The sequence below is a fragment of the Nonomuraea sp. H19 genome, from assembly GCF_052068215.1.
Lineage (GTDB): Bacteria > Actinomycetota > Actinomycetes > Streptosporangiales > Streptosporangiaceae > Nonomuraea.
The window spans coordinates 284,347-298,617 of sequence record NZ_JBQHCV010000010.1 but is presented as its reverse complement, the minus strand read 5'-3'; the positions used below and the strand labels follow the sequence as shown (position 1 = coordinate 298,617).

The following is a 14,271-nucleotide window of genomic DNA, read 5'->3' as shown; positions in this document are numbered from 1 at the left end:
CGGGTGCTCGGCGACGTGGTCACCTGCCCTGGTGGCCGAATCTGACCGGCTTGGGGCCGCGCAGGCGTACCTCCGGGTCGATCATCGCCTGCGCCGGGGCCGGGCGGGCGACGGCCGGGTCGATCGCCGGCTCGGTCCCCTCGGCCTCCGCGATCCTGTGCAGCAGCCGCTCCCGCAGCCGCGCCGCCACCTCCGCGTGCGAGGCGTATCCGGCCAGGTTGACCAGCTCGTGCGGGTCGTTCTCCAGGTCGTACAGCGCCTGCTCGCGATAGCGGGACGCGGCGGGGACGTCCCACGGGTCGGCGTCCTCGGCGACGGCGTAGTACTTCCACCGCGACGTACGGATCCCACGCCCCACCTCCGACTCGCTGACCTGGAAGAACACCTCCGAAGGCCAGTCGGCGCGGGCGTCGCGCAGCAGCGGCAGGAACGAGCGGCCCTGCATCTCCGAAGGGACGGGCAGCCCGGCGGCCTCCAGCAGCGTCGGTGGCAAATCGAGCGTGCTGACCGGGCGGGAGATCGCACCGCCTCCGTCGAAGCCGGGGCCGCGCAGGGCCAGCGGCACCCGCAGGGACGCGTCGTGGCAGGACCGCTTGTACTCGCCGTTGCGGGTCTTGAAGTGGTTGCCGTGGTCGGAGGTGTACGCCACGATCGTGTCGTCCAGCAGGTCCATGCTGCGGAGGGCGTCCAGCAGCCGCCCGAGCCCCTCGTCCAGGCGCTTGACCTGGCCGAGATAGCCGCCCATGTGCTGGTGCGCGGTGCCGCCGAGCGCGGCCAGGTCCGGCGGCATCCAGCGGCCCTGGTAGCGCTCCTCGTAGCCGTCGGGCGCCGGGTAGTTGTCCACCTCGTTCTGGTGGTGCGGCTCCAGGAACGACAGGAACAGGAAGAACGGCTCGTCGTGATGGTCGGCGACATACCTGATGGCCGCGTCGACGAGGGCGTCGGAGCGGTAGCCGGGCAGCAGGACGGGCTCGTTCGCCTCGTCGTACACGATCGTGCGGTAGGCGTCGGAGGTGTGCTCCAGCGCGTTCGCCGCGAGCCATGACCGGTAGCCGCCGCGCTGGTCCTCCGGGACCGGCTCGCTGCCGGCCAGGTGCCACTTGCCGATGTAGCCGGTGGCGTACCCGGCCGCGCCGAAGTGGTGCGCCAGCGTCCGCTCCTCGGGCGGCAGCACGCGGGCGTTGCGGTAGACGCCGGTCGTGGTCGGGTAGCGGCCCGTCTGCAGGGCCGCGCGGGCGGGGGCGCACACCGGTTGCGGGGTGAGCGCGACCGTGGCCTGCGTGCCGTGCCTCGCCATCCTGTCGAGGTTGGGGGTGAAGGGGCCGACGGTGTCCCACCGCTGCTGGTCGGTGAAGACGACGATCACGTTCGGACGCAAAAGGGAATCTCCTAACGAACTGACTATCTGAGGCCGGTCAGCGCGATGCCGCGTACGAAGTATCGCTGGGTGAACAGGAACAGGACGGCGGTGGGGACGAAGAGGATCACCGAGCCGGCCGCCGTCAGGTGCCACAGCGTGAAGTACTCCTGGTTGAACAGGGTGAGCCCGACCGGGATGGTGCGCATCTCCGGTGTCGTGGTGGCGACCAGCGGCCAGAGGAACTCGTTCCACTGGAAGACGAACGTGAACAGCCCGAGCACGGCCAGCGCGGGGCGCACCTGGGGCAGGATGACGCTCCGGTAGATGCGCAGCTCCGAGGCGCCGTCGATGCGGGCGGCGCTGATCAGGTCGTCCGGGATGGGCTGGATGAACTGCCGCATGAGGAAGATCCCGAACGCGTCCATGAGGAACGGGGTGATCAGCGCCTGGTACGTGTTCAGCCACCCCATGTTGGCCATCAGCACGTACAGCGGGATCATCCGCACGAAGAACGGCACCATGGCCGTGGCCAGCAACGCCACGAACAGCGTGTTGCGCAGCGGGAAGCGGAACTTGGCGAACACGTACCCGACGAGCGGGTCGAACACCAGATGCGCCAGCGTGATGGCGCCCGCCACGAGCAGGCTGTTGACGATGAAGTCGCCGAACGGCGCGCGGGCGAACAGCTCGGCGTAGTTGCCCCACTGCGGCGCCTCCGGCCAGATCACCGCGTTGGCCGACAGCGTCTCCGCCTCCGTCTGGAGCGACAGGGACACCATGTAGAGCAGCGGCAGGATCGTCACCAGCGAGGCCAGCCCGAGCACCAGGTAGAGCAGCGGCTTGCGCAGCATCAGTACGTGACCTCCCCGCGCCGCCCGGCCCGCAGCTGGAACAGCGTGAACACGACGATCACGAACAGCAGCAGCATCGACTGCGCCGAGGAGTAGCCGAAGTCCCTGGTGCGGAAGGCGACGTTGAAGATGTGGAAGACCGACAGGTCGGTGGCGTCGCCGGGGCCGCCGTTGGTGATGATGTACGCCTGCCCGAACGCCTGCAGCGAGGAGATCACCATCATCACCGACACGAACAGCGTGGTCGGCGCGAGCAGCGGCAGCGTGATCCGCCAGAACCGGCGCCAGGCGTCCGCCCCGTCGATCTTGGCGGCCTCCTGGTAGGCCTCCGGGATGCCCTGCAGCCCGGCCAGGAACAGCACCATCGTGTATCCGACGTGCTGCCACAGCGTGACGGCGATGATCGTGAGCAGCGGCGAGGTGTTGAGCCACTGCTGCTCGGGCAGCCCGGCCGCGGCCAGCGCCCGGTTCAGCACGCCGAGCTCCGGGTCCAGGATGTTGCGCCACAGCAGCCCGACGATCGCCACCGACGTCAGGTACGGCACCAGCAGCAGCACCCGGAACCCCACCCGCCCCTTGAGCGGCTGGTCGAGCGCCAGCGCCAGGGCCAGGCCGAGCACGATCGACCCGGCCACCACGATCACCGCGAAGGCCGCCGTGACCAGGAACGAGTGCCGCACCGCCGGGTCGGCCAGCGCCTGGGCGTAGTTGCCCAGCCCGGTCCACTGGTCGGCCTGCGGCCCGGTGCGCAGGCTGGTGGCCACGACGTTGCCGATCGGCAGGTAGAAGAAGACCGCGAAGAACAGGATCGCCGGGATGAGGAACAGATACGCGGTCCTGGCGTACCGGCCCGCCAGCGTACGGGGGGTCATTGCAGGAAGCCCTCCGCCGTCTGGGCGAATTTGGCGAGGGCCTCGGCGGCCGGCTGGTTCTGGATGAGGACCTGCTGGTACATGACCTTGAGCAGCTCCTCCCACTTGCCGTACTGGCCGGTGAGCCGCACCTGCTGGGAGGAGTCCTTGGCGGTGGGCAGCGCGTCGGCGAAGACCTTGATGACCTCGTTCGACTGCACCTCGGGCAGCTTCGCCCAGGAGACGCGCGGCATGAGCATGCCGGTCTCCTTGGTGGCGGCCTGCTCGACCTGGATGGCGGTGACGCGCTTGATGAAGTCCCACGACAGCTCTGGTCTGGCGGCCTTGGCGGGCACGAACATGCTCACCCCGGCCGCCTGCGTGGCCTGGACCTTGTGCTTCAGCGGCGGGACGACACCGAGCTCGATGTCGGGGCTGGTCTTCCTGATCGGGTCCAGGTCCCACGGGCCGGTCAGGATCATCGCGGCGCGCTTGGCCGAGAACAGCTTCTGCGGGCCTGAGTAGTCGGTGCCCGACACCGGCACCGGGGCGACCTTGTGCTTGTGGATCAGGTCGGCCTGGAACTGCAGCGCGGCCACCGCGTCCGCCATGGGAGTCATGACCTTGCCGGTCTGCGGGTCGTAGGGGGTGACGCCGGCCTGCACCAGCCACGGCCACATGTAGGTGTAGTCCTGGTTGAGCGCGACGCCGTACACGCCGTCCTTGGTCAGCTTCTGCGCCGCGGCGAGGAACTCCTCCCAGGTGGTGGGCGGCTCCACCCCGGCGTCCCTGAGCATGCCCTTGTTGCAGATGAGCGTGTTGCAGGTGAAGTGCAGCTGCACGCCGTACACCTTGCCCTGGTACGAGTTGCGCTCCACGGTCACCGGCTGCCAGTCGGACGGGAAGCCCATCGCCTGGCCGTCGCGGTCGACGAAGTCCTGCAGCGAGCGGGCGTTGCCGGAGACGGCGAACTCCTGCACCCACCCGCCGGGCTCCTCGACCAGGTCCGGCACGGTGCCGGAGGCGAAGTCCGCCAGCAGCCTGGTCCGCAGGTCGGGCCACTGGTACTTCTGCAGGTTGACCTTGACCTTGTTGGCCTGCTCGAACTCGGCGATCACTTTCCGGTAGGCCTGGTAGTCGTGGCCGGCGTTCCAGTAGACGGTGAACGTGCCGGGCGCGGCGGTCTGCGCCGTCGGGGCCCCGGCGCACGACGACACGACGGGTACGGCGGCGGCCGCCCCGGCCAGGCGGAGCAGATCACGGCGGGAGAGATTGGGGGTCATCTCGCATTTCCCTTCTAGGAAGAGCCCCGCCGCACGAAGGTCCAGGAGCGGACGATCTCGCGGGCGGGCAGGGCCTCCTCGGCCTGGAGGCGGTCGAACAGCAGCCGCACGACGTCGGTGTAGTCGTGCCTGAGCGGGCCGACGGTGCTGAGCTGCGGGTGGGTGATGAGACCCTCGTCGATGTTGCCGACGCCGACGATCGCGACGTCGCCGGGCACGCTCAGCCCGGCGTCCCTGGCGGCCCAGATCGCGCTGATCGCGGCCCGGTCGGAGGCGGCGAAGATCGCGTCGGGGCGGTCGGGGGAGCGCAGCAGCTCGGTCGCCGTCTGGTACGCCGCCACGCGGTCGTCCGCACCCGAGGTGATGATCCGCTCGGCCACGCCGTGCCGGTCGAGTGCCGTGATGTAGCCGAGCAGCCTGCCGATGGGCCGGTCCCGGAAGAGCTCGTGGCGATGCGCCAGGAACGCGATGCGCCGCCGGCCCTGCGCCAGCAGGTGCTCGACCGCCTCCTGGCAGGCCTGCGTCTCGGGGGTGCGGACGACGTCGCAGCCCTCCAGCCCGCTCTCGTTGCTCAGCACCACCATCGGCAGCCCGGTGGCGGCCAGGCCGCTGAGCAGGTCGTGGGCGAGGTGGTCGCCGACGACGTTGATCAGCGCGCCGTCGGCGATGCCGCCGCGCAGCACGTCGACCGCGGCCTTCGCACGGGCCTCGGAGTAGACGGCGAGCGTGACCACGGAGTAGCCGCGCGCGTCCGCCATCTCGTGCAGGTCGGTGGCCAGCCGCTCGTCGGTCGGCACGCCGCCGAGCGAGCTCAGCACCAGGCAGACCCGCTGGGTGCGGCGCCTGCGCAGGCTCCTGGCGGCCTGGTTGGGGGTGTAGCCGAGCTGCCTGGCGGCGTCGAGCACGCGCTGCCGCGTCTCGGCGGCCACGGGACGGTCCCGGCCGCTGAGGACGTAGGAGACGGTCGCCACGGACACGTTCGCCAGCTCGGCCACTTGTCGCGCTGTTGGTCTCATGTTAGTCGAATAACCTAGCATTCCCTATAGGGATATAGGGAATCTCTCGAGCGCTGATCTCTCGTGACTGTCGGCATGGCGAGGGAACCTCACACCGGCGCTCTCTGACGTGTTAAACGATTAACACCATATTTCCCGACCTCTCCCCGATCAACCCCCGAGTGTTGTCCATATTCCGGACACCTGCGTGACGGCGCTCGATGATCGACTTACGGTGAGGGCCGACCTCATCACACGGGTGGACTCGAGGAGGAGTCGATGAGAGCGCAACGAAGGCATTTCGCTATGTTCATCGCCTTGTAGCCATGGCCGCGGGCGCCGCAATGCCGGCCCCCGCGGCGGCACTGGAAGGCGAGACCATCACGGGGACGGTGGTCGACGAGACCGGCGCCCCGGCCCGCGGAGTCCAGGTGATCGCCGTGTCCGCCGAATCGGGCATCAGCCACACCGAAACCACCACGGGCTTCACCGGCGCCTACACGCTGCGGCTGTCGAGAGCCGGCGGCTACCGGACTCGTCGGCAGTGCTCCGGCGTTCACGCCGGAGGTGAAGCCGACCAGCCCGCGTAGCGGGGCAAGGACAGCCGATTCGCCTCCAAGGCGGATCGGCGTCTGGTGGCGTCATCCCGTCAGGTACCGCCGGACGGGCGGGAACGGAGCCGCGAGGCTCGAAAGCCTGTGGAGACCTATGTCCAGGACTCCCCGTGCCCGGCCCAGAGCGACGCCGAGGGCAAGGTGCGCCTCGGGGAGTTGCCGGCCGGCACCTTCACGCTCCTGGTCAAGCCGTCCGGCCTCGCCGGCTCGTACGGCATCCAGTGGGTCGGCACCAGCGGCGGCACGGGCGACCAGTACGCCGCCCGCCGCATCACGACCACGCTCGGCCAGGCCGTGAGCGTCCCGCCCATCGAGCTCGACCCGCCGGCCACCATCAAGGGCACGATCGTCGACAGCACGACGAAGGAGCCCATCCGGCACGGCAACGCCTGCGCGTCCATCCTGCCCCTCGGCCCGGGCACGTTCGGCACGGGCGGCGCCAGGTGCGTCGACGCCAACGGGCTGTACGAGATCAACGACGTGGGACCGTACGACTGGCCCGTGCTGTTCTATGACAGCACCGGGCGCTACGCCTGGACGTGGTCCGGCAACGCCACCGACAGGAAGCGGGCCAGGCCGGTGCGGCCCCGGGCCGGCAGCCCGGCGACGGCAGACATGACGCTGGGCCCGGCCGGTGAGATCACCGGCACCGTCCGCGAGGCGGACGGCTCGCACTACCAGGGGCACGTCTACGTGCGTGGGTTCAACGCCCGCACCGGTGACCTGGCCACCACGCAAGGCCACAGCTACATCGGGCCGTACCAGCTGGCGGGCGTCAACACGGAATTCGTCAAGCTGGAGATCGACACCATCGGCAGATCGATCACCTGGCACCGGACGGCCAAGGACTTCGAGCACGCCACGCCCGTCCTCGGCAGGGCCGGACGGAACGTGAACGCCGACCTCACCGTCCCGCCCGCCCCATAACGACGTCGCTCCCGGTTCCGGATCGTCAACACGGCCGCCGAGCGTGCCCCTTTTCCGGGTCACGCTCGGCGGCCGCCGTGTGACCGCGGGCGGGCCGTGGCGGCGTGGCACGTTCCGCATCCGGGCACGTCGCGGATGGCGGCCAGACGCTTTGATCATTTGGCCGCGTTCTGTCGGTGAGGTCCGGTAAGTTCCCGGATCATTGATCGGCCGTCCCCGACGGAGCGGGCACTCCCGCCTGCACGGAAGCGGGGCGGCCGGGACGGGAGGTTCTGAGGTCGTGGACGCGGACAAAGCCGCGTGGGAGCAACGCAGCGTGGTCAGGGTGGTGACGCCCGTCGAGCCGCGCAAGCTGGCGAAGGTGCCGTTCGCGGAGCTGGCCGACGGCCGGCTGCAGGGCGTCGTGTCGAGCGGATCCGACATCGAGCGGGTCTACGTCTCCTCGATCGCCGCCGGCACCCATGCCATGAGCTGCAGCACCAACAACAACCGGCCGTGCGGCGCGCTGCACGGCTACGCGTGCAAGCACGTGCGCATGCTGGCCGAGGAGGCGGTCCTGCAGTACGGGCTCGATCGGGTGGCCCGCTACCTGCGGGTGGAGGTGCCCGAGGGCGGTGACCTGATGCGCTCCCTCAACGGATCGGTCGAGCGCACGCCGGCGGCCGTGGTGTTCAGCCGGTTCCTGCGCCACCTGGCCTACCTCGAGGTGCCCGACAGCACCGAGCCGCTGGCCGAACTGCACTGGTTCCCGGCCATGGGGGCGGTGCGCTGATGCTTTCGCATGGTGGAGGGGCCGATGCTTGACGTGCAGCTCGGGGAACTGGCCGGTGGTGTCCCGGAGGGCGTCGAGGAGGCGCTCGACCTGGTGACCGGGTTCGATGGCGCGCTCGCGCACGGGTTCGCCCGGATCGGCGAGGAGCCGGCCGCGGCGCTGGCCGCGCTGGCGGACGCGCTCGCGGCCGGCCCGCTCGGTGAGCGGATCGGCGAGGCCGTGGAGAAGGTGAGCGCCGGATCGATCGGCGACGAGCATCTGGTGGCGCTGGCCGGTGGGCGGGCGGCGCTGCTCGGCGCGGTGCACGACGCCCTGCTCGGCCGCCTCGACGCGGCGCTGGGCCGCACCCGCGCCTCATGGGAGGCAGGGGCCGAGGCGCCGGAGGTCGCGGACAACCTGCTCGCAGGCTGCCGGGTGTGGCTGCGCGAGCTGGCCATCGTCGGCTGGCGCGGCGTCGACCACGACGTCGTCTCCTCCTCCGACCAGGCGATCGAGGCGTTGCTCGGCGTGCCGCGGCTGCGCGGCCTCGCGGTGCTGCTCGACGGCCTGGCGGCGGAGCTGCGGGCGTCGTGCCCGGTCGCCACGATGGACCGGCTGCCCGCACGCCGATGGGCCGACCTGTGGACGCGCGCCCTGCTGCTGTCGCAGTCCGGCCCCTGGAACGGCGCGGCCGAGCAGGTGTCCGGGCGGCTGCTGATCCTCGGCGCCGACGTGCACGAGCACGCCACGGTGGTCCGCGTCCAGGTCCACGGCATCCTGGAGTCCGCCGGCGGCGGGCCCGCGAGGCTGGTGCGCACCAGCGTGGCAGCGGCGAAGGTCGACACGATCGTCGGCCCGGCCGTGTGGGGGCTGATGGGCGGCCACCCGGTGCTGCTGGGCGCGCTGGCCGAGCACCGCAGCCTGGACATCGCGGACATGCCGCTGCTGCCCGGCGGGGACCTGGTGTGGCACGACGACCGGGCCCGCGCGGGTGCGGAAGCCGACCCGTTCGCGACCGCCCGCGTCCAGCTCGGCACGGCGCAAGCGGCGCCGGCCCCGCCGCTCGACCGCCATCCGGTACGCATCGCCGAGCCCGTGCTGATCGAGGGCTACAAGGTCGACGGCGAGTCGCTCGACCTGGGCGGCAACGCGCTCGCGCTGGACCTGGACCGGCTGCCGGCCTGCACGCCGCTCACGCCCGAGCTGGTGGCCGCCTCCTCCACGTGCCTCGGCCTGATGCGCTGGGACGGCGGGCGGTGGCTGCTGCAGCCGCTCGCGGTGCAGGCCACGGTCAAGAAGAAGCCCGTCGCCGTGCACACCGGCGACTGGGCCATGGGTCCCACCGACCCCAAGGTGGTCAAGGCTGCGGCCAAGAACGGCGACGCGGTGGCCGTGCTGCGCGAGCGGGCGGGACGGTTGCTCCGGAAATGACCGACACACAGAACGCCGACACGACCCGGCGCCAGGTCCTCTACTGGCGGCTGTTGTCGCGGTTGTTCGGCACCGACGAGCAGCCCGCGCTCGAGACCGCCAGCATGGCCGTCGTCGACGACCTCGGCCTGCCGCCCGCGCTGCTCGACCCCGGAGTGTCGGTCGACAACCTGGTGCAGCGCTTCCCCGACCTGGGCGCCGAGCTGCAGGACCTGATGGCGGACAAGGAGCACGAGGCGGGCGGCGAAGTCCGCCGCGCCGCCCTGGTCTCCAAGCTGCTGCTCAACGTCTTCTCGACGGGCAGCGGCAACGTCACCGCGAGTCAGCTGGAGCGCTGGAAGCAGGACGCGGCCTGGTTCGAGAAGGGCATGGGCTGCGAACCCGGCGGGCTGCGCCACAGCCCCGGCGGCGAGGAGGTGGCCGGGGTCCTCGCCGGCATCGAAGGCGACCTGGTCAAGCGCATGCACCTGCGTGAGGTGCTCGCCGATCCGGCCCTGTCCAAGCAGCTCACGCCCAGCATGTCGCTCATCGAGCAGCTCCTGCGCGACAAGCACAACCTGTCGGGCGTCGCGCTGGCCAACGCCAAGGCGCTGATCCGCAGGTTCGTGGACGAGGTCGCCGAGGTGCTGCGCACCCAGGTCGAGCAGAGCAGCGCAGGCGTCATCGACCGGTCGGTGCCGCCGAAGCGGGTCTTCCGCAACCTGGACATCGAGCGCACCATCTGGAAGAACCTCACCAACTGGAGCCCCGAAGACCAGCGGCTCTACGTGGACCGGCTCTTCTACAAGCAGACCGCCCGCCGCACCACCCCGGCCCGCCTGATCGTGGTCGTCGACCAGTCGGGCTCGATGGTGGACTCCATGGTCAACTGCACCATCCTGGCCTCGATCTTCGCCGGACTGCCCAAGGTGGACGTCCACCTCATCGCGTACGACACCCGGGCGCTCGACCTGACCCCGTGGGTGCACGACCCGTTCGAGGTGCTGCTGCGCACCAAACTCGGCGGCGGCAACGACGGCCCGGTCGCGATGGCCATGGCCCGCCCGAAGATCGCCGATCCACGTAACACCGTGATGGTGTGGATCTCCGACTTCTACGAGTTCGACCGCTCCCAGCCGCTGTTCGACGGCATCGAGGCCGTCCACCGCTCGGGGGTGAAGTTCATCCCCGTCGGCTCGGTGAACAGCTCTGGAGTCCAGAGCGTCGACCCGTGGTTCCGCAAGAAACTCAAGGACCTGGGCACCCCGGTGATCTCGGGCCACATCCGCAAGCTCGTGTTCGAGCTCAAGAACTTCCTCGCTTAGGAGACCCGCGAATGAGTGACGATATGCTGCGCGCCCCCGCAGAGGTGAAGTACGCAGAGGAGCTCGACTGGCTGGAGTCGATCGACGACGGCCCCAAGCCGTTCCAGTGGCGGCTCAGCCCGCGCATGATCCGGCTGTTCATCCTCGGCTCCGAGCGCTCCGACGGGCTCGACCGGGAGATTTCGCAGAAGTGGTTCGGTGACCGCAGCTTCGTCGAGCGCAGCATCGTGACCCTGGCGTCCGACCGGGGCCTGCTGCTGATCGGCGACCCCGGCACCGGCAAGAGCTGGCTGGCCGAGCTGCTGGCCGCCGCCATCTGCCGCAACTCGACCCTCGTCGTGCAGGGCACCGCCGGCACCACCGAGGACCACATCAAATACTCGTGGAACGTCTCCATGGTCATCGCCAAGGGCCAGTCCCGCGACTCGATGATCCCCTCGCCGATCATGACGGCGATGGAGCAGGGCGTGATCGGCCGCTTCGAGGAGCTGACCCGCTCGACCAGCGACGTGCAGGACGCGCTGATCTCGATCCTGTCCGAGAAGTACGTCTCCATCCCCGAGCTCGACGACGACAACATCGTCTTCGCCCAGCCCGGATTCTCCATCATCGCCACCGCCAACAGCCGCGACCGGGGCGTCAACGACCTGTCGTCGGCGCTGAAGCGGCGCTTCAACTTCGTCCGCATCCCGGTGGTGACGAACAAGAAGAGCGAGGCGGAGATCGTCCGCTTCCGCACCGAGGAGCTGCTGCGCAGGCACCGGATCGAGCTGGACCTGCCGCCTACGCTGCTGGACATCCTGCTGCAGAGCTTCGCCGACCTGCGCTCCGCCGCGGCCTCGGCCACCAGCGACGACGAGAAGCTGGAGTCGGCGCTGTCCACCGCCGAGCAGATCGGCGTGCTGGAGGACGCCATCCTGCACAGCAACTTCTTCGGCGACCGCACGCTGCGCGCGCAGACGCTGGCGAGCTCGCTGGTCGGCTCGCTGGCCCGGCGCAGCCCCGAAGATCTGGCGATCTTGAACAAATACCTGCACGGCGTCGTCGAGCCCCGCGGCAAGAAGCACGGCGGGCCGTGGCAGGAGTTCCTCGAAGGCGGCCGCGAGGCCATCGCCACCCTGTCATGATCGACCAGACGAGCCTGTTCGGCTCGCTCCGCGAGCAGCTCCTCGACGCGGCCACCGCGTTCGCCGGCGCGCCCGCCGACCTCGCCGGCATCCTGTCGGGGCTGGTGGACGACGTCGACCGGGCGCTGCGCGAGGAGCTGGAGATCTTCCCGGTCTGCCACCACTCGCCAGCCTCGGCGCTGGCCATGGTGCGGCGGCTACGCGAGAAGCAGCCGAAGGTCATCTATCTGGAGCTGTGCGAGGACCTGCAGCCGCTGCTGAGCGAGCTGCGCAACTGCCGGCTGCCGGTGGCGCTGCAGGCGTTCGCGACCGACCTCGACGGCTTCCCGGCGTCGTGGGCGCCGCTCAGCGTGGTGGCGCCCATCACCGAGGCGTCCGCCGAATACCAGGCCATCTCCTACGCGCTCGAAACCCCGGGCGTGGAGCTAGTGCTGGTGGACCGCTCGACCGACCACGTCTTCCAGTGGGCACCGAAGGAGGAGGAGCCGCAGAAACCGTCCCAGGAGGAGGAAGCGGGCCTGCACGGCGACGCGGTCGGCGTCGAGATCGGCGACCTGCGCCCCCGCTTCGCCGAGCTGGAGGAGCACCTGCTGCACCACGGCAAGGTGCGGCACTGGTCCGAGTGGTGGGACCAGTACGTCGAGCAGCCGCTCTCCGGCGCCGACTACGACACCTACCGGCAGGTCATGGTGCTGATCGGCAGCCTGTTCCGGCGTCTCGGCCCGGGCGGGGGCCGGCTGACCGTGGACGAGGACCGCGAGCGCTACATGTGGACCAGGATGCGCGAGCACCTGGCCGCCTCCGGCGCCGACCCGGCCGACTGCCTGTACGTGTGCGGCGCCTTCCACGCCGCCAGCCGCGTCGAAGAGTTCGGCCTGAGGTCCACCGCCACCTACGAGATCAGCCCGCGCACCGGCACCAAGTGGCTGTACGGGCTCATCCCGTCCAGCCACTCGGCCATCGAGGCGCAGTTCGGCCTGGCCGCCGGCTCGGTGTCGATCGCGGCGGCGACCTGGGCCAAGTCGCTGACCCGCGGCAGGCTGACCCCGTTCCAGCTGGCCGGGCAGAAGGGCGCACGCAAGCGCGCGGCCAAGCTGCCCGCCCCCAAGCCGGACGGCGACCTCGCCGACAAGCTGTCGGGCTTCCTGTCCAAGCCGCCCGCGCTCGACGAGCTGGACGAGGCCGAGCTGCTCGGCTGGTGCGTCGACATCGTCCGGCTGGCCCGCCGCAACGGCTACCTGGCCAGCACCGCCGACGCCATCGCGGTGTTCGAGACCTCGATCCTGCTCGCCGGCATGCGCAACAGGGTCAGGCCCACCCCGTACGACTTCCAGGACGCGGCCGTCACCTGCATCGAGAAGGACGTCGTGCCGGGCCGTCGCGACGTGCGCCGCCTGTGCGAGATCCTGCTCGGCGGCGACCGCGTCGGCGAGGTCGGCTACGACGCCCTGCCGCCGCTGGCCAAGAACGTCTACGACCGGCTCCAGCCGCTCGGCCTGGACCTGGAGAAGCGCACCATCCAGCGGGCGCTGCTGGACCTCAACGCCAACCCCGAGCTGGTGCCCTGCTCCGAGTTGCTGTGGATGCTGCGCTACCTGCTGCCGCACGAGGCCGTGCGGCCCATCATGGGCGAGCGCAGGCTGGGGGAGCGCTCGATCCAGGAGAGCTGGGACCTGGCGTTCGGCAAATACCAGCGCTCCATCATCGAGCTCGGCTACGAGGGCGTCACCATCGAGCAGGTGCTGGAGCAGCGGCTGCGCCGGTCCGTACGCGACCCCAAGGCCACCGCGGCGGTCGCGCTGGCGGCGGTCGAGGACGCCGTGCTCTACCTGGGCAGCAGGCGTTTCGCCGACGAGCTCGGGGCGCGGGCGGTGGAGCTGCTCGCGAGCGAGCGCAGCGTGGACGACGCGCCGGAGGTGCTGCGCAGGATCCGGCGGCTGATGGGCTATTACCGCGCTCATGAGCCGGAGCTGCCGGCCTGGTGCGAGGAGTTCGCGACCGCCGGTTACGCGCATTACTGCACCCTGCTGCCGACGGCGTTCGTGGACGACGACACGGGCATCCGGCAGGTGGCGGCCATGCTGGGGTTCCTGTTCTCGATGGAGAGCCTGGCGCTGGCACTGGGTTGCGACCGGGTCCAGCTGGAGCTGGCCGTGCAGCAGTCGCATCCCGAGGCGCCGGGCAAGGTGGCGCTGCTGTGGGCGGCGCGGCACCAGCTCGGGCTGCTGCCGCTGGCCGACCTGCGGTCGCGGTCCGACGAGCTGCTCGCCAACCCGCTCGTCATCCCGTCGTTCCCGCACTACATCACGGGGTTCGTGCAGGCGCTGGAGCCCGTGCCCGCACTGTCCGGGTTCGTGGTGGAGGTGATCTCCAAGGCGTTCGGGCGGCTGCCCGACAACGTGCTGCTGCCGTGGCTGCCCAAGCTCATCACGACACTGCGGGACCAGGCGGGCGAGCTCATGCCGGTGCTCGTCCGTGAGGCGGGGCGGACGTTCCCCGGCAGCCTGGCCGCCGTGGACGCCTGGACACCGCCGTGGTCGGCCCGGCCCGCGCCGGCCCGGGTGGCGACCGCGCCGGTGGCGTCCGGGCCGGTGGCCGAGCTGCTCATGGGGCACCCGGCGGCCTGCGACGCGGTGGCCGAACTGCTCGGCTGCGAGGGCGGGTGGCGCATCCCGGCGGCGGCCGGAGCCGTACACCCGGAGGCGACCGCGCTACTGGCGGAGCACCCGGACTCCGCCCTGGCGGTGGCGGGCCTGCTCGGCTGAGGCGGAGGCGGG

General features: G+C 70.6%; 12 protein-coding genes. 7 read left to right on the top strand and 5 right to left on the bottom strand.

Going from position 1 to position 14,271, the window contains the following annotated elements; translation table 11 throughout:
* Nucleotides 1–19: 19 nt before the first annotated feature.
* Genes ACTMTI_RS24040 through ACTMTI_RS24020 form a run of 5 tightly spaced genes read right to left on the bottom strand, consistent with a single transcriptional unit; the run spans nt 20 to nt 5,361 of the window.
* Nucleotides 20–1,378, bottom strand: coding sequence for a sulfatase-like hydrolase/transferase (locus ACTMTI_RS24040; RefSeq protein ID WP_441122742.1), 1,359 nt, complete (start codon nt 1,376–1,378; stop codon nt 20–22).
* Between the two features lie 23 nt (nt 1,379–1,401).
* A complete protein-coding gene (locus ACTMTI_RS24035; RefSeq protein WP_441122741.1) occupies nt 1,402–2,211 on the bottom strand; it encodes a carbohydrate ABC transporter permease in 810 nt (269 codons plus the stop codon).
* Nucleotides 2,211–3,083, bottom strand: a complete 873-nt coding sequence (locus tag ACTMTI_RS24030) for a carbohydrate ABC transporter permease (RefSeq protein WP_441122740.1) — start codon at nt 3,081–3,083, stop codon at nt 2,211–2,213. Before ACTMTI_RS24030 ends, ACTMTI_RS24035 begins: the two co-directional genes overlap by 1 nt.
* Complete coding sequence (locus ACTMTI_RS24025) at nt 3,080–4,345, bottom strand: sugar ABC transporter substrate-binding protein (protein WP_441122739.1); 1,266 nt, start codon at nt 4,343–4,345, stop codon at nt 3,080–3,082. The genes ACTMTI_RS24030 and ACTMTI_RS24025 overlap by 4 nt, the downstream gene beginning before the upstream one ends.
* A gap of 14 nt (nt 4,346–4,359) precedes the next feature.
* Nucleotides 4,360–5,361: a LacI family DNA-binding transcriptional regulator gene (locus tag ACTMTI_RS24020; protein ID WP_441122738.1), complete on the bottom strand. Its 1,002-nt coding sequence runs from the start codon at nt 5,359–5,361 to the stop codon at nt 4,360–4,362.
* Between the two features lie 323 nt (nt 5,362–5,684).
* Between ACTMTI_RS24020 and ACTMTI_RS24015 the strand changes: the two genes are divergently transcribed.
* From ACTMTI_RS24015 to ACTMTI_RS23985, 7 genes are all read left to right on the top strand, one after another.
* The gene (locus ACTMTI_RS24015) at nt 5,685–5,930 is read left to right on the top strand and encodes a carboxypeptidase-like regulatory domain-containing protein (RefSeq protein WP_441122737.1); all 246 of its coding nucleotides are present in this window, start codon (nt 5,685–5,687) and stop codon (nt 5,928–5,930) included.
* 108 nt (nt 5,931–6,038) lie between these two features.
* Nucleotides 6,039–6,881 (top strand): hypothetical protein, encoded by an 843-nt coding sequence (locus ACTMTI_RS24010; RefSeq protein WP_441122736.1) that lies wholly within the window; start codon nt 6,039–6,041, stop codon nt 6,879–6,881.
* A 280-nt stretch (nt 6,882–7,161) separates the two neighbouring features.
* A complete protein-coding gene (locus ACTMTI_RS24005) occupies nt 7,162–7,653 on the top strand; it encodes a hypothetical protein (protein ID WP_441122735.1) in 492 nt (163 codons plus the stop codon).
* A gap of 24 nt (nt 7,654–7,677) precedes the next feature.
* Complete coding sequence (locus ACTMTI_RS24000; protein WP_441122734.1) at nt 7,678–9,063, top strand: hypothetical protein; 1,386 nt, start codon at nt 7,678–7,680, stop codon at nt 9,061–9,063.
* On the top strand, nt 9,060–10,367 hold the full coding sequence (locus ACTMTI_RS23995; protein ID WP_441122733.1) for a vWA domain-containing protein: 1,308 nt from the start codon (nt 9,060–9,062) through the stop codon (nt 10,365–10,367). Before ACTMTI_RS24000 ends, ACTMTI_RS23995 begins: the two co-directional genes overlap by 4 nt.
* An 11-nt stretch (nt 10,368–10,378) precedes the next feature.
* Entirely contained in the window at nt 10,379–11,494 is a 1,116-nt protein-coding gene (locus ACTMTI_RS23990; protein WP_441122732.1) for an ATP-binding protein, read from the top strand.
* Nucleotides 11,491–14,259: a DUF5682 family protein gene (locus ACTMTI_RS23985; RefSeq protein WP_441122731.1), complete on the top strand. Its 2,769-nt coding sequence runs from the start codon at nt 11,491–11,493 to the stop codon at nt 14,257–14,259. Before ACTMTI_RS23990 ends, ACTMTI_RS23985 begins: the two co-directional genes overlap by 4 nt.
* Nucleotides 14,260–14,271: the final 12 nt, after the last annotated feature.